Annotated in this window: 23 protein-coding genes; 10 read left to right on the plus strand and 13 right to left on the minus strand. The window is 57.3% G+C overall.

What is annotated here, in order from left to right; translation table 11 throughout:
- From coaBC to C0U40_RS03240, 4 genes are read left to right on the plus strand one after another with little or no spacing between them, the layout of a single operon-like run.
- On the plus strand, nucleotides 1-1,200 hold the full coding sequence (coaBC, locus tag C0U40_RS03225; RefSeq protein WP_101654291.1) for a bifunctional phosphopantothenoylcysteine decarboxylase/phosphopantothenate--cysteine ligase CoaBC: 1,200 nt from the start codon (nucleotides 1-3) through the stop codon (nucleotides 1,198-1,200).
- On the plus strand, nucleotides 1,193-1,654 hold the full coding sequence (gene dut, locus C0U40_RS03230) for a dUTP diphosphatase (protein WP_101654292.1): 462 nt from the start codon (nucleotides 1,193-1,195) through the stop codon (nucleotides 1,652-1,654). The genes coaBC and dut overlap by 8 nt, the downstream gene beginning before the upstream one ends.
- A complete protein-coding gene (locus tag C0U40_RS03235; RefSeq protein WP_180957601.1) occupies nucleotides 1,654-2,691 on the plus strand; it encodes a HesA/MoeB/ThiF family protein in 1,038 nt (345 codons plus the stop codon). The genes dut and C0U40_RS03235 overlap by 1 nt, the downstream gene beginning before the upstream one ends.
- Before the next feature lies 1 nt (nucleotide 2,692).
- Complete coding sequence (locus C0U40_RS03240) at nucleotides 2,693-3,238, plus strand: hypothetical protein (protein WP_101654293.1); 546 nt, start codon at nucleotides 2,693-2,695, stop codon at nucleotides 3,236-3,238.
- A 13-nt stretch (nucleotides 3,239-3,251) separates the two neighbouring features.
- Here the strand turns inward: C0U40_RS03240 and C0U40_RS03245 are convergent, their stop codons facing one another.
- Both C0U40_RS03245 and C0U40_RS03250 read right to left on the minus strand, forming a co-directional pair.
- Entirely contained in the window at nucleotides 3,252-3,656 is a 405-nt protein-coding gene (locus C0U40_RS03245) for a (R)-mandelonitrile lyase (RefSeq protein ID WP_101654294.1), read from the minus strand.
- A gap of 39 nt (nucleotides 3,657-3,695) precedes the next feature.
- On the minus strand, nucleotides 3,696-4,682 hold the full coding sequence (locus C0U40_RS03250) for a 2-hydroxyacid dehydrogenase (protein ID WP_101654295.1): 987 nt from the start codon (nucleotides 4,680-4,682) through the stop codon (nucleotides 3,696-3,698).
- Nucleotides 4,683-4,882: 200 nt separating this feature from the next.
- On the opposite strand from C0U40_RS03250, the gene C0U40_RS03255 reads away from it, so the two are divergent.
- Nucleotides 4,883-5,341 (plus strand): SH3 domain-containing protein, encoded by a 459-nt coding sequence (locus C0U40_RS03255; protein ID WP_286134807.1) that lies wholly within the window; start codon nucleotides 4,883-4,885, stop codon nucleotides 5,339-5,341.
- A 5-nt stretch (nucleotides 5,342-5,346) separates the two neighbouring features.
- On the opposite strand, the gene C0U40_RS03260 is transcribed toward C0U40_RS03255, so the two are convergent.
- The gene (locus C0U40_RS03260; protein ID WP_101654296.1) at nucleotides 5,347-6,318 is read right to left on the minus strand and encodes an NADPH:quinone reductase; all 972 of its coding nucleotides are present in this window, start codon (nucleotides 6,316-6,318) and stop codon (nucleotides 5,347-5,349) included.
- A 26-nt stretch (nucleotides 6,319-6,344) separates the two neighbouring features.
- Entirely contained in the window at nucleotides 6,345-8,378 is a 2,034-nt protein-coding gene (locus C0U40_RS03265; RefSeq protein ID WP_101654297.1) for a M3 family metallopeptidase, read from the minus strand.
- Between the two features lie 228 nt (nucleotides 8,379-8,606).
- Here C0U40_RS03265 and C0U40_RS03270 point away from each other — a divergent pair, with 228 nt between their 5' ends.
- Nucleotides 8,607-8,993, plus strand: a complete 387-nt coding sequence (locus C0U40_RS03270) for a hypothetical protein (RefSeq protein ID WP_145991879.1) — start codon at nucleotides 8,607-8,609, stop codon at nucleotides 8,991-8,993.
- A 4-nt stretch (nucleotides 8,994-8,997) separates the two neighbouring features.
- On the opposite strand, the gene C0U40_RS03275 is transcribed toward C0U40_RS03270, so the two are convergent.
- Nucleotides 8,998-10,059: a DUF2332 domain-containing protein gene (locus C0U40_RS03275; protein ID WP_180957602.1), complete on the minus strand. Its 1,062-nt coding sequence runs from the start codon at nucleotides 10,057-10,059 to the stop codon at nucleotides 8,998-9,000.
- Nucleotides 10,060-10,167: 108 nt separating this feature from the next.
- Here C0U40_RS03275 and C0U40_RS03280 point away from each other — a divergent pair, with 108 nt between their 5' ends.
- From C0U40_RS03280 to C0U40_RS03295, 4 genes are all read left to right on the plus strand, one after another.
- A complete protein-coding gene (locus tag C0U40_RS03280; protein WP_101654299.1) occupies nucleotides 10,168-12,669 on the plus strand; it encodes a GcvT family protein in 2,502 nt (833 codons plus the stop codon).
- Nucleotides 12,670-12,880: 211 nt separating this feature from the next.
- A complete protein-coding gene (locus tag C0U40_RS03285) occupies nucleotides 12,881-14,164 on the plus strand; it encodes a calcium-binding protein (protein WP_101654300.1) in 1,284 nt (427 codons plus the stop codon).
- A 487-nt stretch (nucleotides 14,165-14,651) separates the two neighbouring features.
- Nucleotides 14,652-15,740, plus strand: coding sequence for a calcium-binding protein (locus C0U40_RS03290; RefSeq protein WP_180957603.1), 1,089 nt, complete (start codon nucleotides 14,652-14,654; stop codon nucleotides 15,738-15,740).
- Between the two features lie 139 nt (nucleotides 15,741-15,879).
- On the plus strand, nucleotides 15,880-16,275 hold the full coding sequence (locus C0U40_RS03295) for a VOC family protein (protein ID WP_101654302.1): 396 nt from the start codon (nucleotides 15,880-15,882) through the stop codon (nucleotides 16,273-16,275).
- Here C0U40_RS03295 and C0U40_RS03300 read toward each other — a convergent pair.
- The 8 genes from C0U40_RS03300 to rpsA form a co-directional block, all read right to left on the minus strand.
- Nucleotides 16,272-16,877, minus strand: a complete 606-nt coding sequence (locus C0U40_RS03300) for a DUF937 domain-containing protein (RefSeq protein WP_286134752.1) — start codon at nucleotides 16,875-16,877, stop codon at nucleotides 16,272-16,274. The two genes, C0U40_RS03295 and C0U40_RS03300, sit on opposite strands and share 4 nt — an antisense overlap.
- 112 nt (nucleotides 16,878-16,989) lie before the next feature.
- Nucleotides 16,990-18,225 carry a tryptophan synthase subunit beta gene (trpB, locus tag C0U40_RS03305; RefSeq protein WP_069298816.1) on the minus strand — a complete coding sequence of 412 codons (1,236 nt, stop codon included), beginning with the start codon at nucleotides 18,223-18,225 and terminating at the stop codon, nucleotides 16,990-16,992.
- Nucleotides 18,226-18,321: 96 nt separating this feature from the next.
- Nucleotides 18,322-19,482, minus strand: a complete 1,161-nt coding sequence (locus C0U40_RS03310; protein ID WP_101654303.1) for a WD40/YVTN/BNR-like repeat-containing protein — start codon at nucleotides 19,480-19,482, stop codon at nucleotides 18,322-18,324.
- A gap of 73 nt (nucleotides 19,483-19,555) precedes the next feature.
- Nucleotides 19,556-20,188 (minus strand): phosphoribosylanthranilate isomerase, encoded by a 633-nt coding sequence (locus tag C0U40_RS03315; RefSeq protein WP_101654304.1) that lies wholly within the window; start codon nucleotides 20,186-20,188, stop codon nucleotides 19,556-19,558.
- A 5-nt stretch (nucleotides 20,189-20,193) separates the two neighbouring features.
- Entirely contained in the window at nucleotides 20,194-20,538 is a 345-nt protein-coding gene (locus C0U40_RS03320) for a LapA family protein (protein ID WP_101654305.1), read from the minus strand.
- Between the two features lie 109 nt (nucleotides 20,539-20,647).
- Nucleotides 20,648-20,929: an integration host factor subunit beta gene (gene ihfB, locus C0U40_RS03325; protein ID WP_101654306.1), complete on the minus strand. Its 282-nt coding sequence runs from the start codon at nucleotides 20,927-20,929 to the stop codon at nucleotides 20,648-20,650.
- 65 nt (nucleotides 20,930-20,994) lie between these two features.
- Nucleotides 20,995-21,912, minus strand: a complete 918-nt coding sequence (gene sppA, locus C0U40_RS03330) for a signal peptide peptidase SppA (RefSeq protein WP_101654307.1) — start codon at nucleotides 21,910-21,912, stop codon at nucleotides 20,995-20,997.
- 27 nt (nucleotides 21,913-21,939) lie between these two features.
- Complete coding sequence (rpsA, locus tag C0U40_RS03335) at nucleotides 21,940-23,646, minus strand: 30S ribosomal protein S1 (protein WP_101654308.1); 1,707 nt, start codon at nucleotides 23,644-23,646, stop codon at nucleotides 21,940-21,942.
- Nucleotides 23,647-23,811 lie beyond the last annotated feature (165 nt).

The raw sequence follows: 23,811 nt of genomic DNA on the forward strand, positions 1-23,811 counted from the left end.
ATGTTGAACGGGCGCAGGGTGTTACTGGTCATCGGCGGCGGGATCGCGGCCTACAAGAGCCTTGATCTGATCCGGCGGTTGCAGGAGCGCGGCGCGCGGGTTGTGCCTGTGATGACCAAAGCGGCGGAAGAATTTGTTACGCCGCTGTCAGTTTCGGCGCTGGCCGGTTCGAAAGTGTACCGCGAGCTGTTCGACCTGACGGATGAAGCCGAGATGGGCCATATCCAATTGTCCCGTTCCGCCGATCTGGTGGTGGTTGCACCGGCTACGGCAGATCTGATGGCCAAAATGGCCCATGGCGTGGCCGGCGATCTGGCGAGCACATTGCTAATGGCGACGGACAAGCGGGTTCTGATTGCGCCGGCCATGAATGTACGCATGTGGGATCACGCGGCGACCCAGCGCAATCTGGAGACTTTGAAACAGGACGGCGTGCTGGTCGTCGGGCCGGACAGCGGCAATATGGCCTGTGGTGAATACGGGCCGGGCCGGATGGCAGAGGTGCCCCAGATCATTGAAGCGGTCGAGGATGCGCTGCTGGACGGGCCGCTGCGGGGCAAACATATTCTGGTGACGAGTGGTCCAACCCACGAGCCGATTGATCCGGTGCGCTACATCGCGAACCGGTCCAGCGGGGCTCAGGGCACGGCGATAGCGCAGGCGCTGGCGGGGCTTGGCGCAAGGGTGACATTTGTATCGGGCCCTGCGGATCATCCGATGCCGGAAGGTGTGGATGTGGTGCGGGTTGAAACGGCAGCGCAGATGTTGGCTGCTGTCGAAAAAGGCCTGCCTGCGGACGCGGCTGTGTTTGCGGCGGCTGTGGCAGACTGGCGGGTGGCGAGCGCTTCTGACAGCAAGATTAAAAAGGACGGCAGCGGCGCTTTGCCGGTTCTGGAATTCGCTGAAAACCCGGACATTCTGGCAACTGTCAGCCAGAAGACGGAAGGCCGCCCGACCCTTGTTGTCGGGTTTGCAGCAGAGACTGACGATGTCATCAATCACGCGACAGCGAAACGGCAGCGTAAGGGTTGTGACTGGATCGTGGCCAATGACGTGTCGCCGGAAACCGGTATCATGGGAGGCTCTGAAAACGCGGTGACCCTGATACACAAGGACGGGTCCGAAAGCTGGCCTCGTATGGGAAAACAGGCGGTGGCAGACCGTCTGGCAGCAAAAATAGCAGAGGTGATTGGTGGCTGATCTCGCGGTGAAAATTACCTATCTGGAAGGCGCGGATGAAACCATCCCGCTACCGGCTTATGAAACAGATGGCGCGGCGGGCATGGACCTGCGGGCGAATCTGGCAGATCGGGGTTCGGTTGAAATTGCGCCGCAGACCCGCGCTTTGGTTCCCACAGGGCTGGCGCTTGAAATTCCACGCGGGTTTGAGGCGCAGGTGCGTCCCCGCTCGGGGCTGGCACTAAAACACGGTCTGACAGTCGCCAATGCGCCCGGCACCATCGACAGTGATTACCGCGGGCCACTGGGGGTTATTCTGATCAACCTCGGGGACACTACATTTACGGTTAACCACGGCGACCGGATCGCACAGATCGTCTTTGCACCGGTGATGCAGGTGGGCTGGGATTTGACAAGCGCGCTTAATGAAACCGAACGCGGGTCCGGCGGCTTCGGTTCTACTGGTCAGGGCTGATGATTTTAACGCTGATCCTGATCGCAGGCGCTGCTTTTGTTTTGCGCCTGCTTGGGGCCTCGCGCGGGGCGCAGGGGGCTGTGGTTGTAATCGGTCTGGCCTTTGTGCTGCTGGTGCAGCTGACCTTGCCATCCGGTTCCGCACTGCGGGTGGCAACAGGCGGGTCGGTCACGAACTGGTTGATTTTACTGGCGCTTGTTGCTGTTGTCGGGTTTTACAGCTTTGGCATCAAAGCATTGAAGCAACGGGCGGAGGATCGCGTGGAACCTGCGAAAAAAACCGACAAGCTGAGCGAGACAGAACTGGACCGATACGCGCGCCATATTGTGCTGCGTGAAATTGGCGGACCGGGTCAGCGCAAACTGCGCAAGGCGCGCGTGCTGGTGGTCGGTGCTGGTGGTCTGGGCGCACCGGTGCTGCAATATCTGGCGGCTGCCGGAGTTGGCACCATCGGGGTGATTGACGATGACATCGTCTCCCTGTCCAACCTGCAAAGACAGGTCTTGTTTTCCGAGGATGATCTGGGCGCGGCCAAGGTCTTTGCGGCGCAAAGCCGTCTGAAGGGGTTGAACCCGTTTGTCGAGGTTTTGCCCTACAACCGGCGTTTTAGCGCGGAAGAAGGCGCGGAACTGGTGACGGAATTCGATCTGGTGCTGGATGGCACCGATTCCTTTGCCACCCGTGCGCTGGTGAACAAGGCCTGCGTTGCAGCAGGGGTGCCGCTTGTCTCCGGTGCGATTGGCCAGTGGGAAGGTCAGGTCACCGTGTTCGATCCGGCACATGGCGACCCTTGTTATGCCTGCCTGTTTCCCGAAGAGCCTGCGGACGGACTGGCCCCCAGCTGCGCCGAAGCTGGCGTGGTCGGGGCTTTGCCCGGTATCATCGGGTCGATGATGGCGGCAGAAACAATCAAGGAAATCACCGGAGCAGGGCAGGTTTTGCGCGGCTCCATGTTGATTTTTGATGCGCTTTATGGCGAAAGCCGCAAGATACGAATTGAACGGTGTGATGGTTGCGCTGTCTGTAAAGGAATCTGAAATGGCCCATGTAACCCTTGTCGAATGTGATGCGGCATTGCCCCATGTCCTTGCTGCACCGAAAGAAGCAGCGATTGAGGTGTTGTGCCACCGTCCCGACTTCGGACAACGGGATTTCCGCGACGCACTCGAATTGCGTGTGGCCACAGGGATCGAAAACGAACGCTGGATGAAATATCCCTGGATGAAGCTTGAGGATGGTTCACCCGATCCGCGCATTCAGGTCTCTATCCTGCAAAAGCGGGTGTTGGACCTGTGCTGGCGCGACCGCGATGAAGTGGTCTATCCGGGTGATACGATGATTGCGGATATGGATCTGGGCGAGGAAAACCTGCCTGCGGGTACGCGTTTGCAAGCAGGGACGGCCATTCTGGAAGTGTCAGACGTTTTCAATACAGCCTGCGCCAAATGGAAGGTGCGTCACGGCCGCGAGAGCTTTGACTGGATCAACAAGCCGGAAAACGTAAAACACCGCCTGCGCGGTGCCTTGTGCAGCATTGTGCAGGACGGTGTCGTGCGTAAGGGCGATATACTCAGAAAGCTTTGATCCGGCGGAAAGATCAGTCCGGCGCGCGGGTGTAATCCCCGTCGCTGACCTGTTCCAGCCAGTCAGCTACCCGACCGTCCTGTGCTTCCTGCATGGCGATATGTTCCATTGCAGTATCAGGGGCGGCGCCGTGCCAGTGCTCCTCGTTCGGGGCGAAAAACACTGTGTCGCCTGTGCGAACGGTTCGGGGGGGCTGGCCACGCAAGCCCACCAGTCCGGTGCCGGATGTGATGTAGATCGTCTGGCCGAGCGGATGGGTGTGCCATGCGGTACGCGCCCCCGGTGCAAAGTAGACTTTCAAGGCACGCAGTCTTGCAGGTTCCGGAGCTTCTACGATCGGGTCTTGCCAGACATCGCCGGTGAACCAGTCGGAGGGGGCCTTGCGTGTTGGCCGGCTTGCACTGCGGGTGATGTCCATCGCCTGTCCTTTCGGGATCGGTGTCGCGCGTAACGCGGATCAGAGCATGCTTGGCACAACCTGATCCGGTGGACGGTGGCCGTCCGCAAAGGTTTTGATGTTGATGATAACTTTTTCACCCATCTCAACGCGGGCTTCCTCTGTGGCAGAAGCCATATGAGGCAGCAGCATGACGTTGTTCAGTTCGCGCAGGCGCGGATTGATTTCATTGCCATGCTCGAACACATCCAGCCCCGCACCGGCCAGTTCGCCGGCCCGAAGCATACGGGTCAGCGCGTTTTCATCTACCACTTCCCCGCGGGAGGTGTTGATGACAATCGCGCTCGGCTTCATCAGTTTCATGCGTCGTGCATTTAACAGGTGAAAGGTGCTCGGCGTGTGCGGGCAATTGATCGAGACCACGTCCATCCGTGCCAGCATCTGGTCAAGGCTCTCGCAATAGGTTGCATTGAGCGCGGTTTCCGCGTCTTTGTGCACCCGTTTGCGGTTGTGATAGAAAACCTGCATGCCAAAGGCATTGGCGCGGCGGGCCACAGCCGATCCAACCTGTCCCATGCCCAGAATGCCGAGCCGTTTGCCACCCAGACGTGCGCCCAGAAAGGCGGAGGGCGACCAGCCCTGCCAGTCCCCGGATTGCAGATGGCTGGAGCCTTCGCGGAACCTGCGCATCACCGCCAGCATAAGCGCCATGGTCATATCCGCTGTGTCATCCGCCAGAACACCCGGCGTGTTGGAGACCAGAATGCCACGTTGGCGGGCGGTGGCCACATCAATATGGTCCACACCGGAACCGTAATTCGCGATCAGCCGCAGATTGTCACCGGCCTGCGCCAGCATCCCCGCATCAATCGTATCGTTCAGTGTAGGCACAAGCACATCAGCAGTGCGCAGCGCAGCGGTCAACTGATCGCGGCTGAGCGGGGTATCGGTTTCGTTCAATTTTACATCGAACAGTTCTGACAGACGCTTTTCGACTGTGGCAGGTAACCGTCGCGTAACAACAACACTTAACTTACTTGAGGGCATTAGATAGAACCAACTCTGGATTTGTTTTTTCCATTCTGCCAAGGAATTACCTAATGGGGCAAGATCAAAGACCCCGACAGAGGCAAAAGATTTTGCAAGACGACACTAGACACGATGGCGATGCAAAAGACGGTGGGCGAATGACGATGGCGCGGGCAGCTTTCACGATATTGGTTCTCGGGGTTCTTCTTGTTGCAGGAATGGGCAACAGCGTTGCCTTTGCCGCTGGCAAGCGCGGTCCGGTGACAAACCTGCCGCTTCCTAGGTTTGTGTCTATGAAATCGGCCGAAGGTAACGTGCGGCGCGGACCCTCTTTGACCCATCGCGTGGACTGGGTGTTCAAACACGAAAACCTTCCCTTGCAAATCGTTGCGGAATACGGCCATTGGCGGCGGGTTCAGGATGCCGAAGGGCAGGGCGGGTGGATGCACTATTCCCTGCTTTCGGGCGCGCGTTATGTCATCGTTCAGGAAGACAATGCCCGTCTGTATCTGACACCAAATGACGCGGCTGCAACCCGCGCAATCGCAGAGCGCGGCGCCTTGGCCCGGCTTGGCAGTTGTGAGGCTGATTTCTGCGAGATCAGTGCTCAAGGGGCCAAGGGCTGGGCCAAAAAATCCGATCTCTGGGGGGTGTTCCCCGACGAGATCCGCGACTGATCCGCTTAGATCGTTACAACAACTGATCCCATCTTGTCCGCCTGCTCCACCCGTTCGTGTGCCGTGACGCTCTGATCGAGCGGATAGCTGGCGGCGACAGAATGTGTAAGCAGCCCGGATTCCAGCATTGCAGTCACTCCTTCAAGGGCCTCGCGGCGGGCTTGTGGTGTCAGGATGTAAACAAGGATCATGCGCAGGGTCAGATCCTTGAACATCATCGGCATAAACGGCAGTTGCGGCGCCGGATCACCGGCAGAGCCATAGGCGGCAATGGTTCCGTTCGGGCGCATGACTTCGGTCAGCAGTTGCGCATTCAGGCCAAACTCCAGCTCAATCGCACGGTGGGTGCCGCCAGTGAGGTCCAGTATCTGCGTTGCTGCATCCTTGTCACGGTAGTTCACCACATGATCGGCACCGGCAGCGCGGACATAGTCGGCCTTTTCCGCGCTGGACACCGTGGTGATAACCTCTGCTCCGCCGGTTTTTGCCATCTGGATGGCATAGCGGGCCACTGTTCCCGCCCCGCCGGAGACCAGAACTTTCTTTCCTTCAACAGGTCCGTCCGCGAACACCGTGCGATAGGCGGTCAGCGCGGGTATGCCAAGGCAGGTGCCCGCGTCAAAGGGCGTATCGTCGGGCAGATAGACCGCCTGTTCGGACGGCAGGGCAATATATTCGGCGCATGTGCCAAGGGGGCGTTGCCACTGGCCGTTCCAGATCCAGACCCTCTGGCCGATCCGCGCAGGATCAACGCCTTCGCCCACGGTCTCGATTTCGCCGGCTCCGTCCGAGTGGGGGATAATCAGCGGATAGGCCATCGGGCGCGAACCGGCGCGGGATTTAACATCAGACGGATTTGCCCCCGAGGCCGCCAGACGTACCAGAACCTCCCCTGCGGCGGGTTTTGGGGTCGGCTGGTCCCCGATCTGCAAGACATCGGCAGCCGCGCCCTGTTCGGTATAAAATGCAGCTTTCATAGGATCTCCTCAAAGTTTTGCGGTTTTCAGGCCGCAGTATCCAACCCGCGTCCCTTTAGCAGTGCATCCACTTTTGGCAGGCTACCACGGAATGCGGTGTAAAGGTCAGCACCTTCTGCCTTGCCACCGGCTGAATAGATGTTGTCATGCAGTTTGGCTGCCAGTTCTGGGTTGAACGGATCGCCGGTTTCTTCAAACGCGGCAAATGCATCTGCGTCCATGACCTCGGACCACATGTAGCTGTAATAACCCGAAGAATAGCCGTCACCGGAAAAGACATGGGCGAAATGGGGGGTGGCGTGACGCATCCGGATCGCCGCAGGCATGTCCAGTTCCTTCAGGATTTCGCTCTGACGGGCCAGCGGATCAATCGGCGGCGTGCCGGAATGGAACGCCAGATCCACCAGTGCCGAGGCGGTATATTCGACCGTGGCAAACCCCATATCGAAATTCTCGGCGGCGAGCAGCTTATCCAGCAGTTCTTTCGGGATCGGCGCGCCGGTGTCTGCGTGGCGCGCGTATTTTTCCAGCACCTCGGGCACCGACAGCCAGTGTTCGTAAAGCTGGCTTGGCAGTTCGACAAAATCCCGCGCCACAGAGGTCCCCGAGATCATGGGGTAATGCACGTCCGACAGCATCGAGTGCAGCGCATGGCCGAATTCATGGAACAGGGTGCGGGCATCATCAAAGGTCAGCAGGTTCGGCTCACCCTCGGGGGCTTTGGCGAAGTTGCAGACATTCACGGTGACAGGGCGGATAGCCGCATCCAGATTGGACTGTGCCCGAAAGCGCGAACACCACGCGCCGGAGCGTTTGGAAGAGCGGGCAAAATAATCCCCGATAAACACCGCCATATGCCGGTCGCCTTTGCGTACTTCCCATGCACGGGCGTCTTTGTGGTAGAGCGGCACGTCAAGGGCATGAAAGGTCAGCCCGAACAGCCGGTTGGCCGTGTCAAACGCCGCTTCGATCATCTGGTCCAGCTGGAAGTAAGGCTTCAGTTCCGCCTCATCCAGATCATATTCTGCCGCCCGCAGTTTTTCTGCGTAATAGCGCCAGTCCCACGGTTCCAGATCACCATTCACGCCGTCGTTGTGCATCATCTCCGTTAGCCGCGCTGCATCCGCGTTGGCAGCAGCCTTCGCCGGTTCCCAAACCGCCATCAGCAATTCGCGCACCGCATCGGGCGTCTTGGCCATTTCCGGTTCCAGCTTGAAATCCGCGAACGTGTCATAGCCCAGCAGGTTCGCCCGTTCCTGACGCAGCGCAAGGGTTTCGCGGACGATGTCGATATTGTCGGTCTTGCCGCCATTTTCGCCCCGCTTGCCCCATGCAATATAAGCCTTTTCACGCAGGTCACGACGCGCTGAAAATTGCAGGAACGGCACGATCAGGGAACGGGACAGGGTGATGACATAGCCCTTAAGCCCCCGTTCCTGCGCTGCGGATTTTGCCGCCGCCTTCAGGAATTCAGGCAGCCCGTCCAGTTCGGTCTCGCCCAGTTCCATGAACCACTCCCGCTCGTCCGCAAGAAGGTTCTGGGAAAAGGCCGTGCCCAGCTCCGCCAGACGTTTGGTCACTTCGGGCAGGCGGGCTTTGGCGGCTCCTTCCAGCTGTGCACCGGCGCGTACGAACATACGATGGTACAGGTCCAGCACCCGCGCCTGTTCCGCGCTAAGGCCAAGGGTGTCCCTGTTTTTGAAAAGCTGATCCACCCGCGCAAACAGGGCTTCGTTCATCATGGTTTCCGAATTGAACGTGGCAAAGCGCGGGGCAAGATCGCGCTGCAAGGCTTCCCGTGCGGGATTGCTGTCAGCACCTGTCAGATTGAAAAACACGCCCGCGACCTTATCCATCAACCCGTCCGCCTGTTCCAGCGCGTCAATGGTATTGGCAAAGCTGGGTGGTTCGGGATTGTCGGCAATTGCATTGATCGTTGCGCGGGACTGTTTGAAGGCCTCTTCAAAGGCCGGTGCGAAATCATCATCGCTGATTTGCGCAAACGGGGGCAGGGCGAAGGGACCGGACCAATCGGTGAGAAACGGGTTTTGCGTGGGCATGTCAGAGGCTCCTGAAAACATTTGAAGCCGACCTTATGCGCCTTGATCAAAGGTTTCCAGAGCTTGCAGATCATATGCGCGCGACAGCGTAGGAACGCCCTTGTGCAACTGATGCGCGTTTGTGGCACGAAGGTCGCAAAAACCCTGTGCCTTCCGCGCCGGCTGTCACAGTTTGGCCCATTTCGAATCCTAATTTCGGGATGTGGAATCGATTTGGTATGCGGGAAAATGAAAAAACCAATAATTATAGGGCTGGCAGGGCTTTGCCTTACAATCGGTGTCGGCGGGTACATGCTCGCCGGGGCTTCTGTGTATTCTCAGGCACCAGCGGTTCAGAGCAACCATGATCCTGCGCAATCCCCGTTTCAGGTGGAACGAAAAACCGGAGCAGCGGTATACGCTGATCTGGAGCCCTCTTCCGACGACGTGGCATCGGAGGCGGAAGCGCCCTCTGGCGGACCCAAGAAACTTTTGGGCGCTTTGCTTAGCGGCGGGGCAGAGATGACGAAGTCGCGCAGCTATGAACCCGGTGAAAGCCGCTTCAAAAAAGTTGGCACTTTTGTGGCCTCCTGTTCCACGGGTGGCGGTGCCAAAAGATGCAGCACCTCTGAATAGTCAATCAGCCCTGCTGTTTGCCGTTCAATCCGTGCCAGCAGACCTGCTGCACATGGGGGTTGGCATCAGCAAGCACACGGGGCTCCGTATGCTGTGGCCACAGCCGTAGGCTTAGTTGAGCCTTTCCCTGATCGTTCAGCTCAAAGGATAACCACGCAAGTGGTGTTTCAAGTGTGGCTTTGTTGCCTGCTGTCTCCATCGCGTCGGTAATCTGTTGCTGTGTCGTTTCGGGCAGATACTGCCACGTGATGGAGTGCATTACGACGCGGGACTTGCCGTGTGGGGCAGGGGCGCGGCACATATCTTCAATCCATGCCCCCGCATCGGCTGCATCAATCTGTGGCGGGAATTGCCGCGCCAGCGCGATTGCCGCGCGGGTTCGGGCCAGACGCTCGGGCTGGTCCGGCCAGATATAGGCCAGCAGCCGCAGGGCCTGATCAGGGTCCTGCACGTTGATCGGATTCAAATCGCATCCACGCCGCGCCACGATTTCCGGCATGTGCTTCGGAGCGGTGCCCTTCCAATCCGGTCGCAGTTGCAATTCCGAATTGGGATCACCCAAATGCGCCGACCCCATCTGGTGGGAAAACCGATCCAGATTAAGGTTCAGTCCTCCCGAACTGCCGATTTCGTAAACACTCAGGGGTCGCCCCGTTTGCGACCCGACCACCGCCAGGCCCGCCATCAACAGGCTGGCGCGGGCGACCTCGTTGGTTTGAGGTGCGAATTGCAGGAAGTCGAGGATTTGCGCATCGCAACTGCGCAGTGTTTCGGAAACCGCGCCTTTCAGTTTGGCTCTGTCGGGCTCGGGGTTTGGCGGGTAGAGCGGGGCAAGGCTCGGGCTTTGCCCCGACAGCACCATCGCGTGGAGCGCACCGCTGAGCCGGAGAGGAACCACATCCTTTAGCGGACCGGATTGTCCTGGCCAGTTGATTACATTGCGGCCAGTTGCGGTGCTGGTATCCAGGGCTTCCAGCAGGGCCAATAGCAGTTCAGAGGTAAACTTCGATCCCAACTGCCTGCACCATGCCGCCTGACGCTCAAAAGCACTTCGATCCAAAGGCATTCCACCCTCCATGTCGTTTTCGCCACAGCCCCTGTCGATTGACAGTGGAACGGACGCGAATTTTTTGGCTATCTGATTGCAACTTATCGCCAAAAAGAGAGTCGTGCTATGAAAACCCACGTAAAAGCCTGTGTTGTCGGCGGCGGCGCTGTCGGGGCCTCGATTGCGTACCATCTTGCCAAGGCAGGTTGGAAAGACGTTGTTCTGCTGGAGCGGGATGAACTGACGTCAGGGTCTACATGGCACGCGGCGGGACTGTTGCCGCTGTTCAATATGTCCTATGCGACAACTCATATTCACGATTATTCCGTAAAATTCTACAAAACACTGGAAGAAGAAACCGGATTGAACGCCGGATTTTCTGTGGTCGGTAACCTGCGCATGGCCCAGACCAAAGAGCGGATGGATGAATATATGCTTTACGGGACCACGGCGGAATCCGTTGGCGTGCCGTTTGAAAAGCTGACCCCCGCGCAGATCAAGGAACGCTGGCCGCTGATCCGCACCGAAGATCTGGAAGGGGCGATCTACCACCCGACCGACGGTTACATCAATCCGGCGGATGTTACGATGGCTATGGCCAAAGGCGCACGGCAGCGCGGCGTAGAGATCATCCGCAAGCGTCAGGTGGACAGTTATGAATGGACAGGCACCGAATGGATCGTGCGCGGTACAGTGATGGTCGAAGTGGGCGGCAATCTGGTGCCCTCAGAGGAAACCTTTGAAATTCACGCCGAACATGTGGTTACAGCAACAGGTAACCACGCACAGCGCACGGCCAAGCTGCTGGGGATCAAGATCCCCGCAATCCCTGTGGAACACCAGTTTATCGTCACCGACGTTGATCCGGCGCTTCAAGCCTACCGCGCGGCAGGCAATCCTGAACACCCAGTTATCCGCGATGCAGATGCGCAATCCTATGTGCGGGAAGAACGGGGCGGCTGGATTCTGGGCGTCTATGAAAAGAACGCTCCGGCGCGGTTTGAATATGGCGTGCCCGACAGTTTCCGCGCCGATCTGTTCCAGCTCGATCTGGAAAGGATCGAAGACCAGTACATGGCGATGATCCACCGCCTTCCGTCCTGTGAAAATTCCGGCCTGAAAGACGATTTCAACGGCCCGATCTGCTATACGCCGGATGGCAACCCGCTGGTTGGTCCGGCACCTGGTCTGCGCAATATGTGGCTGGCCGAAGGCTTTTCCTTCGGGATCACTGCGGCGGGTGGTACGGGTTATTACATGGCGCAGATGATGGTCGAAGGCGAGGCCGAGATCGACATGGCATCGCTCGACCCGAAACGCTACGGCTCTTGGATGACAACCGAGTTCGCCGCCCGCAAGAACGAGGAATGTTACGATCACGTTTACATCCTGCACCACCCCGACGAGGAACGCCCCGCCGCACGTCCGCTGCGCACGGCCCCTGCCTATGACCGCCAAAAGGCGCTGGGCGCACAGTTCGGCTTTGTGAACGGCTGGGAACGTCCGAATTACTACGGGCCGCTGGATGCGCCGGATAATTTTGACCATGACGGGCGATCTTTCCGCCGTGGAACGTGGTGGAAATACGCGGTGGAAGAAGCCAAAGCCATCCGCGAAGGTGTCGGGCTGATTGATGCCACAGCCTTTACCAAACATGTGGTCAAAGGGCCGGGCGCGACCGCGTTTCTGGATTGGTTCACTTGTAACAAACTGCCCAAGATCGGCCGCATCAACCTGACCTATGCGCTGACCGATGCAGGCACCACCCGCACCGAATATACCATCGTTCGCAATGGAGAGGATTCCTATTATCTGGTCTCTGCCGGTGCGTGGACGGATTATGACGCGGATTTCCTGCGCAAAGCGGCCGAGGATAAAGCGGGCGAGTTTGGCTATATCGAAATTCAGAATGTCACCAGCCAATGGGGTGTCTTTGCCATTGCCGGTCCGAAATCCCGCGATGTTCTAAAAAAGATCATCAAGGACGCCGATCCTGATACCGCCCTGTCCAACAAGCGGTTCCCTTGGCTGTCTGCACAGCAGATCGAATTGGGCATGTGTCCTGTGAATGCGATCCGTGTGGCCTATACTGGCGAATTGGGCTGGGAATTGCACCACCCGATCGAGATGCAGAACTACCTGTGGGATCTGATCCTTGAGGCAGGCAAGGAACACGGGCTGAAGCTGGTGGGCGCACGGGCGCAAAACTGGCTGCGGCAGGAAAAATCCTATCGCGCATTCGGTAACGAACTGGGCCGCGATGCCACCCCCGCCGAGGCCGATCTGCCCCGCTTTATCGACCTGACTAAAGAGTTCAACGGCAAGGCCGCGATGGAGGCCAAGGGCATCCGCGCAAAATGTGTTACCGTCCTGATCGACGGACCCGACGATGCCGATCCTTGGGGACGCGAAGCACTGTTGCTGGATGGTAAAAAGATCGGGCGGCTGACTTCGGGCGGCTATTCGGTGCATTTCGAAAAGCAGATCGGCATGGGCTATGTTCCGCCCGAACTCGCTGTGGTCGGGCAGAAGCTGCAGGTGCGGATGCTGGGTGAACTGTGGAACGCAGAGGTGGTTGAGGACAGCCCCTACGACCCGAGCAATGCCAATATCCGTGTGAACGGATAGACTTGGTCAGAAATTTCTAATCTAAAACAGACGCTGCCATCCCAAATGGCGGCGTCTTTCCGTTTGGCATCTGTTCCACCCTTGGTAGCATTTTTCATCCGGTTCACGATTCTTCGTATGATGCACAATTTTTATGCTACTATTTACTGACTAATCGGACGTGAGCGCAGTAGCGGCACTAAAAAAAATCTTAAGCAAAAGGAATTATTAAATGGACCTCAGATATAACGGCGGTGATCCCGGATTTTTCAGCGCACCCTTCACCGAAACAGGGGCGTTTTCGACAATTGTCGACAGCAAGGTCGTCTTTTCAACCGCCAGTTCGGAAACTGTAATGGTTGGTAGCGGATTCACGGCGGGCGTTTCGGGGCTGCCCGGGGACACCGGCACTGTGACAGGTGTAACCTACAAGCAAGGCGGCGCTGTCATAGCCCGTTTCACGGACCTGAGTTGGGCCATGTCTGCTCTGCTTCCCGCGCTGCTTGCCATTGATGTTGATGATTATACCGGCATCAACGCGTTGTTGTCCGGAGACGTCCTGAACATCAATGCAGTCGGTGCAAGTGATGCGTTTAAGCTGCCGACGGAGTTGGAACTGGACGGCGGCGTTGTCTTCAGAGGCTCTTCCCACAACGATATGATGACTTCCGGTGACGGCGATGATGAACTCTCGGGCCGGAGCGGACGGGACAGTTTGGACGGTGGTGCCGGCGATGATACAGTAGAAGGCGGCGCCGGTAATGACGAACTGGGCGGCGGTTCCGGCAACGATAACGTGAGCGGCAACACCGGACATGATGCGATCTACGGCGGTTCCGGCGATGATACGCTGAACGGAGACGGTGGCAAAGATTACATTTCGGGTGGCGATGATGACGATCAGATCTTCGGCGGCGGCGGCAAGGACGAAATCGAGGGTGGCAACGGCAACGACATAATCTCTGCTGGTAAAGGCCATGATAGTGTTGACGGTGGCGCTGGCGACGACCAGATCGACGGCGATGGCGGACATGACAAGCTGTATGGCGGAGCCGATAACGACATCATCCGAGGCGGGTCCGGTAAGGACCGGATCGAAGGCGGCGACGGGAATGACATTCTCGGCGGCAATTCCGGTAAGGATACCATCAAGGGCGGCGCAGGCAATGATTTCATCGTTGGCGGGTCCGGTAAGGACGTGCTTTACGGTGGAACCGAAGCCGACCAGTTCATCTTTAACCACGCCAAAGACAGCGGCAAAGGCAAGTTTTCTGATACGATTATGGATTTCGAACAGGGTGTCGATTTCCTTGATTTTTCTGCCTTCGGGGCGGAGTTCATCGGGGATGCGAAGTTCTCTGGCACCGGCGCCGAAGTTCAGGCAACGAACGACGGCAGCGGAAATTCCATTCTGATTGTCGATGTAAATGGCGATGGCAAAGGCGACATGCGCATTGATGTAATGGGAGTAGAGGATCTTATGGCGGACAGTTTCGTAACGCTTGATCCTGCCTGATACCGGACCGTTTTTAGACACCCGAAAGCCCGGCCCCGCGCCGGGCTTTTGACGCATGACTTATACAAGAAAAAATTATCACATGCCGCGCTGCGTTGACCGAGCATGCATGCTAGCCGCGACTAAATCTGCGCGGGTATTGAGAGAAAATTTACAATTTCAGGGTGAAATTCTTGCAGTCTGGCAACGTATTTCGACTTATGAACGCATGTATAATGCAATTTTACCACAAAATAGCCCGATTTCCCCCTCTCTTTACTCTAGGTAAACTAATGGGAGGCTGCGCACGATAGTGCAGCAGCATTGATTTAAAGAGGGAAGTTCGATGGAATTCAAACTTAATGGTGGGTCCATTTATAGCATATTCGCGCATGGTGTTGCCGGTGCAGAGATCTCCTCAGTTACCGACACCAAAATTATTTACCAGAGAGATAATTTGGAAGCTGTGTTAGCGGGAGAGGGATTTTCCACAACGGGCTCCGGCGCCATGGCTTCAGCAGGTACAGTTCATTCCATCACGTTGAAAATAGATGGCGAGGTGTATGCCAGAGGAACGGATTTAATGTGGTCCTTGTCAGAGTTACTATCTGAGATCAAGAGGATGGAGGAGGCGATCGAAGCGAGCGAAGCGTATGATCCCAGCGGTTTGAGCGCACTGCTGTCCGATGGTCCACTTGAGGTAAATGGTATTGGCGCAAGTCAAGGGATAAGGCTTTTGGAGGGGATGACTTACGATGGAGAAGTCACATTCAAGGGCTCATCGAACAGCGACATTGTGTTCGTCGACGCTGGCGATGATAAATTGTTTGGTCGTGGCAATCGGGATTATCTTGCCGGGGGCGAAGGCAATGATCGGATAGACGGTGGTGGCGACGCGGATATCTTGCATGGGAATGAAGGTAACGATAAGATCATTGGTAGAGGTGGTGATGACGAAATGTTTGGTGGAGCTGATGCCGATGACATCGACGGGGGCAGCGGCGCAGACATTATTAACGGCGACGAAGGCAATGACATCCTTAGCGGCGGAAAAGGTAGAGACACCATAGACGGTGGCGCTGGCGACGACCAGATCGACGGCGATGGCGGACATGACAAGCTGTATGGCGGAGCCGATAACGACATCATCCGAGGCGGGTCCGGTAAGGACCGGATCGAAGGCGGCGACGGGAATGACATTCTCGGCGGCAATTCCGGTAAGGATACCATCAAGGGCGGCGCAGGCAATGATTTCATCGTTGGCGGGTCCGGTAAGGATGTGCTTTACGGTGGAACCGAAGCTGACCAGTTCATCTTTAACCACGCCAAAGACAGCGGCAAAGGCAAGTTTTCCGATACGATTATGGATTTCGAACAGGGAGTCGATTTCCTTGATTTCTCTGCCTTCGGGACGGAGTTCATCGGGGATGCGAAGTTCTCTGGCACCGGCGCCGAAGTTCAGGCAACGAACGACGGCAGCGGAAATTCCATTCTGATTGTCGATGTGAATGGCGACGGCAAAGGTGACATGCGCATTGATGTTATGGGAGTAGAGGATCTTATGGCGGACAGTTTCGTAACGCTTGATCCTGCCTGATACCAAACACAGTCTGACACGACCAAAGCCCGGCTATATGCCGGGCTTTTTCGTTGCAGGCGGAACAGTCTTTCCGCACTTGTTTTTTCCACAACGGCAGTGTGAAACTGGCATCTCAACCGCCCGAAGGAGAAGGCTTGTGTCGCAACGTTTGGCCCATACTGCGCTGGTCGTTCAGGATTATGACGAGGCTATCGCCTTTTACGTGGATGTTCTGGGGTTCGAACTGGTCGCGGACAGCTACCAGCCGGAACAGGACAAGCGCTGGGTGGTCGTTCGTCCAAAAGGGGAGAACTCAGCCTCGCTGATTCTAGCAAAGGCGAGCGACGATACACAGCGCGCTTTTGTCGGAAATCAGGCGGGCGGACGCGTGTTTTTGTTTCTGCAAACCGATGATTTCTGGCGGGATTACAAACTCTATCTGACCCGCGGAGTAGAGTTCACCCGTGATCCGGCGGTGATGGAGTATGGCACTGTCGCCGTGTTCAAGGATCTCTATGGCACGCTTTGGGATCTGATCGAATTCGCGGACTAGCGCATGAACTTGCCGAGAATGTCATTCATCGGCGAGCCGTCCCCGTCTGCGTCCAGTAATTTGGACAAATGGCCGAGGTCCGGTCCCTTGCCATCCGTACCACCGCCCAGAAACCCGCCGACCATGCCCATGATGCCGCCGCTGTCATCTGCGCCGGAAAACCGGCCCATCAGGTTCTCGATAGTGTTGTCTGGCATCTCTTTTTGCAATCCGCCTTGCAGCATCGCTGCCAGTGCGGGCAGGAATTGCATCACTGTGGCCAGATCGATTCCCGTGCGCTCTGCCGCTTCCGAAGCAATCTCTTTTGGGGCCTGATGCCCGCCCATCAGGGTTTCCAGAAACGCCATGCCCTGTGCCTGTCCAGTCGGCGCTGCGGCTTGGGAGGCATCTTCGAAGTAGCTGCGTTGCTGTTCGCCGTGGAGCGAGGACAACAGGTCTTGCATCCCTCCGCTTTCCGCCTTTTCCTTGGCAGCCTGACCGATCGTCGGTGCAAGTAATTCGGACAGTTGCTGTGCCTGACTCTCGTTCATGCCGAATTGACTGGCAAGCTGCGACAGCCCCTGTCCGTTCTGGGCATTCTGCAAAAGGTTCATCAGGGACATGGCAGCCTCTTCGGTCATAAAAACAGTTATAATAAATATGTGGGGGGAAAATCGGAGCGGTCAAGGCTGCACATGTCAGGACCTGCGGGGGCATGCCCCGCAGGTGCCGGTTTTATTCGCTGTCCATATCCCAGCCAAGGTGGCGGGCGACGGTGAAGATGTCTTTGTCTCCACGTCCGCACATATTCATGACCATGATGTGGTCTTTAGGCAGGGTCGGGGCCAGTTTGCGCACATGGGCCAGCGCGTGGGAAGGTTCGAGCGCCGGAATGATACCTTCTGTGCGGCAGGAGAACTGGAACGCTTCCAGCGCCTCTGCATCGGTTACGCTTACATATTCGGCGCGGCCTGTGTCATGCAGCCAGCTGTGTTCCGGCCCGATCCCGGGATAGTCCAATCCGGCAGAGATCGAATAGCCTTCGAGGATCTGGCCTGCATCGTCCTGCAACAGATAGGTACGGTTGCCGTGCAGAACACCCGGTTTGCCGCCCAGCAGGGAGGCACAGTGTTCCATATTGTCGTTCACACCCTTGCCACCGGCTTCGACACCGATGATGCGTACGGATTTATCGTCCAGAAACGGAAAGAACAGGCCCATCGCGTTAGAACCGCCGCCGATGGCCGCAATCACGCTGTCGGGCAGCGCACCTTCGCCTTCATGCTCTGCCAGTTGTTCGCGCACTTCCTTGCCGATGATGCTTTGGAAATCGCGTACCATGGCGGGGTAGGGGTGCGGACCGGCCACGGTGCCGATGCAATAGAAGGTTTCGTCCACATAGGTCACCCAGTCGCGCAGGGCATCGTTCATGGCGTCCTTCAGCGTGCCACGACCGGAGGTCACAGGCACCACTTCAGCGCCGAGCAGCTTCATGCGGAACACGTTGGGGGCCTGACGTTCTACATCGTGGGCACCCATGTAGACCACGCATTTCAAACCGAATTTGGCACAAACGGTGGCTGTGGCCACCCCGTGTTGCCCCGCGCCGGTTTCCGCGATGATCCGCGTCTTGCCCATGCGCCGCGCCAGCAGGATCTGCCCCAGCACGTTGTTAATCTTATGGGCGCCGGTGTGGTTCAGTTCATCCCGTTTGAAATAGACTTTCGCGCCGCCCAGTTCTTCGGTGATCCGGCTGGCAAAATAGAGCGGGCTGGGACGCCCAACATAGTGTTTCCACAGATAATCCATCTCGGCCCAGAAATCCGGATCAACCTTTGCTTTTTCATATTCGGCTTCCAGATCGAGGATCAGCGGCATCAGGGTTTCAGATACAAACCGTCCGCCGAAATCACCGAACCGGCCGTTTTCGTCAGGGCCGGACATAAAGGAATTGAGCAAATCGTTCATCAGGGTTCTCCTTGGGTCGCACGTGATCTAGCCCGACTCCCGCGTCAGGTAAACCCTGCCCTGAAAGGAGGCGGTTTTTTCGGGGCGATCCCTGCGGAATCAGCGGTGTTCCAGCACCTCAAGCGCCAGAATTGTCGGCAGATGGCGCACAACCTCTTCCCAGCTTTCGCCTTCGTCCAGACTTGCAAAAACCGACCCGCTGTTGGTGCCGAAATAAACGCCAGCCGGATCGTTGCTATCGCCGCCCATGGCTTGCCGCAGTACGGTGAAGAAGCAGCCTTCCTGTGGCAGCCCGTTGCGCAGGGCCTGCCAGCTTTCCCCACCGTCACGAGACCGCCAAACCGCCGCCGCCGCATCGGGCGGATACCGTCCGGCGCTGTCTCCGTTTAGCGGAATGGTCCATAGGGTCTGCCCGTCGCGCGGATGCACGCGCACAGGAAATCCGAAAGTAGAGGGCAGGCCGCCGGTAATATCGTCCCAACTGCGCCCCCCGTCCGCAGAGCGCCAGACCCCGTGATGGTTCTGCTGGTAAAGCAGGTCTGCATCGCCGGTGGCACGCATGATGTTGTGGACGCAATGGCCGGTTTCTCCGTCCCGCGGGGCGGCGGGGTGGTCATGCTGTGGGCAGGCCTGCGCGTTGGACATGCGATTGCGCCGCTCCCAGCTTTGGCCGCCGTCCTCTGACGCAAAGACACCTGCTGCAGAAATGCCGACCCAGAGCTTTTGCGGATTGGCCGGATCGGACAGGATGGTGTGCAGCGTCAGGCCCGCCGCACCGGGATTCCAGTCTGCCGCCGAAGGATGATCGGTCAGGCTTTCAACCCGTGTCCAGCTTTCGCCGCGATCCGTGCTTTGCAGCAGGTTCGCCGGTTTGGTCCCGGCATAAAGCCTGTCCCCCGCCAGCGCGAGAGACCAGACCTGTGTGAAATCATTTCCGAAGGGCAGGGGGGCATCGCTCCAGCCGATCGCTGCGGCGAAATCAGGATCGTTGGCGGCCCAGTCATCCATCGACCCGCGGGACAGACGGGTTAGACCCCATGTGTCGCCCAGATCGTCAGACCGCCAGACTCCTGCGCCGAAAAAGTCACCACCACCCCCGGCCCAGAGCGTGCCTGTGGCCGGATCTCCGATTACATGGTTAATGGGCCACCCGTCACAAAACGGACCGCTGATCCGCCATCCGCTGCGAGACTCTTCGCCGGATGCCAGAAAGACGCCTTTGGTGGTGCCAACAAGTAGGGTTGTGCGCAGGGTTTCCATGATCTCACTCCTCCGCCCCTGAGACTAGCACAGGATCGGGTCAGGAGAGGTCAAAAAACCGAAAGGGTCGGGATCAGGCCGAGGCTGCCTTGCAAAACGCCGCGATTTTCGCGCTGTCTTTGACGCCGGGCGTGGATTCGACGCCGCTCGATACATCTACCTGACGCGCACCTGTCATTTGCATCGCCAGCGCGACGTTTTCAGGGTTAAGACCTCCGGCCAGCATCCAAGGCACAGCCCAGCGGCGCCCTGCAATCAGAGACCAGTCAAAGGACAGCCCGTTGCCCCCCGGCAGATCGGCGGTTTTGGGGGGCTTGGCATCCACCAGCAACTGATCGGCTACGCGGGCATATTCATTCAGGGCAGGCAGGTCATCGGCATCGGCCACGCCCACGGCCTTCATCACAGGCAGGCCGTAGCGGGCTTTGACCTCTGTAACGCGCTCCGGAGTTTCCCTGCCATGAAGTTGCAGCATGTCGATGGGCACCTCTGCAAGGATGGCATCGAGTTCGGCGTCCGTTGCGTTCACCGTCAGGGCCACTTTGCACACCCCTTCAGGCACTGCGAGAGCGAGTTCGCGCGCGGTGGGAATGTCAACATTTCGCGGAGATTTCGCAAAAAAGACAAAGCCGACATAGGCCGCGCCGGCAGAGGCAACAGCGTCCAGAGATTCGCGCGTGGTAATCCCGCAAATTTTAACTGGCATGGTTGTTACTCGATCAGGGCAAGCACATCATCCGTGCCTTCGCCGGATTTCGCCTTGAGAACCTTGTTTTCCCGTTCCAGACGGTGCAGTTCCTTGCCCTTTTTGGACAGATCATTGCGGTATTTAAATTCCCGCATCCATTCCCAGACAAAACCGATCAGCAAGCCAACGACGATCCCCATAAAAATGACGAGAAACAGGGGAAGGGTGATGCTACCGGAAAGTTGAAAGACAGAGGCCAGTTCTTCTGGCATCACCCGCAAGGTCACGGGGGTACGGTTGGCGAGCGCCACCACAATCAGACAAACGCCGATGACGGCAAGAAAAAGATAACGGATGTAACGCATCATGGGTCAATACTCCTGCAATAGGACACACCTAATCCCAACAGGAATAAATGCAACCTGACTTTATCGCTTTATAGCCTGAGAAGACCCGCCGCACACGCGACGAAAGGCATCAGCCGCCGTTCAGACGGTCGCGCAGCAATTTGCCGGTTTTGAAGAAGGGAACGTGTTTCTCTTCCACCTGCACGGATTCTCCGGTGCGGGGGTTGCGGCCAATCCGAGCGTCCCGTTTTTTGACGGAAAAAGCGCCAAACCCGCGCAGTTCCACACGGTCGCCGTTGGCAAGTGCCTCGATGATTTCGTTGAACACTGTAGACACGATGCGTTCGACGTCCCGCTGGTAGAGGTGCGGGTTCGCTTCTGCAATTTTATCTACTAATTCGGAACGTATCATAGACTTCAGTCCTCCCAAAAGGTGCGGCCTTTTTGCGGCTCTGCTTGGGTACGACTTTACAGAATTTACTTTGCGATGGAATAGAGCCGTGGCCCTGATTGTGTTGAAAATCGCTCTAACATGCCGTTTTTGGCGAGAAATTTTCCGACCGGAGCCAAAAATCCACTCTCCTGATAGTCCGGAGTGTAGGGATCAACCGGAAGGCCAGCCTCAACCGAATCGAGCGAATCAATGTAATCCTCGGCTTCGTCAAAGCCGCCGATGGCGTCGATCAGGCCCAGTTGCAGTGCAACACGGCCGGTAAAAACCCGTCCGTCTGCCACCTGATCCAGCGCTGCTCCTGTCAGGTTGCGGCGCTCTTCAACCAATCCGCGAAACCATTGATAGCTTTCGTCGATCAGCTTTTGTTCCGCAGCAAGCCCTTCGGCGCTGGCTTTGCGGTAAGGAGTGAGGTCTGCCTTTAGCTCGGAAGAGCGGATGGTCTGCATATTGATGCCCAGCGTAGCCATCAGGTCTGTCACATCGGGGTATTCCATAATGACGCCGATCGAACCGGTGACGGTATTCCCGCGTGCTATGATGTAATCGCTGCCAAGTGCTGCGATATAGCCGCCCGAAGCGGCCACTTCGCCAAGGACCGAAACCACGGGTTTGATCTCTGCAATTTTACGGAGCCGCTCGAACAACGCCTCGGAGCCGACTGTGGTGCCGCCCGGACTGCTTATGGTCAGGATTAGGGCTTTCACGCTGTCGGTTTCCTCTACCATGCGTAGAGCTTCATCCATCAGCGGGTCATCGTAAATCACGCCGGAGAGATCCACATGCGCGATATGATTGGAAAAACGGGGTGTGCCGAATAGCCAGACCGAAAGAACGATCAGGGCGCCCAGTAGCCCGAGCGTGGCAAAGACACCGCGCCAGAAAGCAGAGCGGCGCCACTTACGGCGCCGCTCCTCGTAGAAATCACGTTCAAAACCAGTCATTTCAGTTCCCAACGTGAAACTCTCTTATCAGTCGTCCTGGCCCTTCAGAGCCGCACCGAGGATATCCCCGAGAGACGCGCCGGAGTCAGAAGAACCGTACTGTTGTACTGCTTCTTTCTCTTCTGCGATCTCGCGTGCTTTGATCGACAGACCAAGGCGACGGGAAGATTTGTCGATGTTGGTAACGCGTGCGTCTACCTTGTCGCCAACGCTGAAACGCTCCGGGCGTTGCTCTGCACGATCACGGGACAGGTCGGAACGACGGATGAAGGATTTCATGCCATCATACTCAACCTCGATGCCGCCGTCCTCGATGGAGGTCACGGTCACAGTTACCACAGCACCGCGCTTAACGCCGGCTGTTGCATCTGCGAACGGATCACCGTCCAGGGCTTTGATCGACAGGGAGATACGCTCTTTCTCGGCGTCGATGTCGGTGACAACAGCCTTGACGATATCGCCTTTGGAGTAGTCAGCCATGGCTTCTTCACCGGAACGGTCCCAATCCAGATCGGACAGGTGAACCATGCCATCGATGTCGCCTTCCAGACCGACAAACAGACCGAATTCAGTGATGTTCTTAACTTCACCTTCAACTTCTGTGCCGATTGGGAATGCAGTCTCGAAGTTCTCCCACGGGTTGCCCTGAGTTTGTTTCAGGCCAAGGGATACACGACGTTTTACGCTGTCGATTTCCAGAACCATCACGTCTACTTCTTGCGAAGTGGACACGATTTTGCCCGGGTGTACGTTTTTCTTGGTCCAAGACATTTCGGACACGTGCACCAGACCTTCGACACCGGCTTCCAGCTCTACAAATGCACCGTAGTCGGTGATGTTTGTAACGCGGCCCTTGTGTACGGATTCCAGCGGGTAGCGTGCTTCCACGTCGCCCCAAGGATCGTCTTGCAGTTGCTTCATGCCCAAAGAGATACGGTGTGTCTCTTTGTTGATCTTGATAACCTGAACCTTGATGGTTTCGCCGATTGTCAGGATCTCGGACGGGTGGTTCACACGACGCCAAGCCATGTCTGTGACGTGCAGCAGACCGTCTACGCCGCCCAGATCAACGAACGCACCGTATTCGGTGATGTTCTTGACGACACCGTCAACGGTTTCGCCTTCGGACAGGTTGCCAACGATTTCCGCACGCTGTTCAGCACGGGACTCTTCGAGAATGGCGCGACGGGAAACAACGATGTTGCCACGACGACGGTCCATTTTCAGGATTTGGAACGGCTGCGCCATACCCATCAGAGGGCCGGCATCGCGTACAGGGCGTACGTCCACTTGGGAGCCTGGCAGGAACGCAACAGCGCCGCCCAGATCCACAGTGAAACCACCTTTGACGCGGCCAAAGATTGCGCCTTCGACACGCTCTTCTGCTTCGTAGGCTTTTTCCAGACGGTCCCAAGCTTCTTCGCGACGGGCTTTGTCACGGGAAATAACAGCTTCGCCGCGGGCGTTTTCAACGCGCTCGAGGTAAACCTCTACGCTGTCGCCGACTTCGATTTCAGGAGCCTGGCCCGGCGCTGCAAATTCTTTAAGATCAACACGGCCTTCCATTTTGTAGCCGATGTCGATGATGGCCTGACCGGCTTCAATTGCCAGAACAGTCCCTTTAACAACCGAACCTTCGTCCGGAGTGTCAATTTCAAAGCTCTCAGCCAAGAGGGCTTCAAAGTCTTCCATTGTCGCGTTAGCGCTCATATATGCGTTTCCTTTTTGCGTCATTTTACTGGCCGCGCGGTTGGTCCCACGGGTCTTTGGGTTTCGTTTCTCACGTTCAGCGAAACGGGAATTGCTCAAACACACAAAGGGCCGGAGTAAGTCCAGCCCTGCTCTTCCCGTCGGCGTTGTATCCGCCACCACTTGTCGTGATTGCCCGCGCTATAGATG

Origin of the sequence: Neptunicoccus cionae (assembly GCF_002860325.1) — a bacterium.
GTDB lineage: Bacteria > Pseudomonadota > Alphaproteobacteria > Rhodobacterales > Rhodobacteraceae > Amylibacter > Amylibacter lutimaris.

Excerpts from the sequence above, each read along its gene's own strand:
- coaBC (WP_101654291.1), top strand. The coding sequence starts at position 1 with ATGTTGAACGGGCGCAGGGTGTTACTGGTCATCGGCGGCGGGATCGCG.
- C0U40_RS03235 (WP_180957601.1), top strand. The coding sequence starts at position 1,654 with ATGATTTTAACGCTGATCCTGATCGCAGGCGCTGCTTTTGTTTTGCGC.
- C0U40_RS03240 (WP_101654293.1), top strand. The coding sequence starts at position 2,693 with ATGGCCCATGTAACCCTTGTCGAATGTGATGCGGCATTGCCCCATGTC.
- C0U40_RS03245 (WP_101654294.1), bottom strand. The coding sequence starts at position 3,656 with ATGGACATCACCCGCAGTGCAAGCCGGCCAACACGCAAGGCCCCCTCC.
- C0U40_RS03250 (WP_101654295.1), bottom strand. The coding sequence starts at position 4,682 with ATGCCCTCAAGTAAGTTAAGTGTTGTTGTTACGCGACGGTTACCTGCC.
- C0U40_RS03255 (WP_286134807.1), top strand. The coding sequence starts at position 4,883 with ATGGGCAACAGCGTTGCCTTTGCCGCTGGCAAGCGCGGTCCGGTGACA.
- C0U40_RS03260 (WP_101654296.1), bottom strand. The coding sequence starts at position 6,318 with ATGAAAGCTGCATTTTATACCGAACAGGGCGCGGCTGCCGATGTCTTG.
- C0U40_RS03265 (WP_101654297.1), bottom strand. The coding sequence starts at position 8,378 with ATGCCCACGCAAAACCCGTTTCTCACCGATTGGTCCGGTCCCTTCGCC.
- C0U40_RS03270 (WP_145991879.1), top strand. The coding sequence starts at position 8,607 with ATGAAAAAACCAATAATTATAGGGCTGGCAGGGCTTTGCCTTACAATC.
- C0U40_RS03275 (WP_180957602.1), bottom strand. The coding sequence starts at position 10,059 with ATGCCTTTGGATCGAAGTGCTTTTGAGCGTCAGGCGGCATGGTGCAGG.
- C0U40_RS03280 (WP_101654299.1), top strand. The coding sequence starts at position 10,168 with ATGAAAACCCACGTAAAAGCCTGTGTTGTCGGCGGCGGCGCTGTCGGG.
- C0U40_RS03285 (WP_101654300.1), top strand. The coding sequence starts at position 12,881 with ATGGACCTCAGATATAACGGCGGTGATCCCGGATTTTTCAGCGCACCC.
- C0U40_RS03290 (WP_180957603.1), top strand. The coding sequence starts at position 14,652 with ATGGCTTCAGCAGGTACAGTTCATTCCATCACGTTGAAAATAGATGGC.
- C0U40_RS03300 (WP_286134752.1), bottom strand. The coding sequence starts at position 16,877 with ATGTCCCTGATGAACCTTTTGCAGAATGCCCAGAACGGACAGGGGCTG.
- C0U40_RS03310 (WP_101654303.1), bottom strand. The coding sequence starts at position 19,482 with ATGGAAACCCTGCGCACAACCCTACTTGTTGGCACCACCAAAGGCGTC.
- C0U40_RS03315 (WP_101654304.1), bottom strand. The coding sequence starts at position 20,188 with ATGCCAGTTAAAATTTGCGGGATTACCACGCGCGAATCTCTGGACGCT.
- C0U40_RS03320 (WP_101654305.1), bottom strand. The coding sequence starts at position 20,538 with ATGATGCGTTACATCCGTTATCTTTTTCTTGCCGTCATCGGCGTTTGT.
- ihfB (WP_101654306.1), bottom strand. The coding sequence starts at position 20,929 with ATGATACGTTCCGAATTAGTAGATAAAATTGCAGAAGCGAACCCGCAC.
- sppA (WP_101654307.1), bottom strand. The coding sequence starts at position 21,912 with ATGACTGGTTTTGAACGTGATTTCTACGAGGAGCGGCGCCGTAAGTGG.
- rpsA (WP_101654308.1), bottom strand. The coding sequence starts at position 23,646 with ATGACGCAAAAAGGAAACGCATATATGAGCGCTAACGCGACAATGGAA.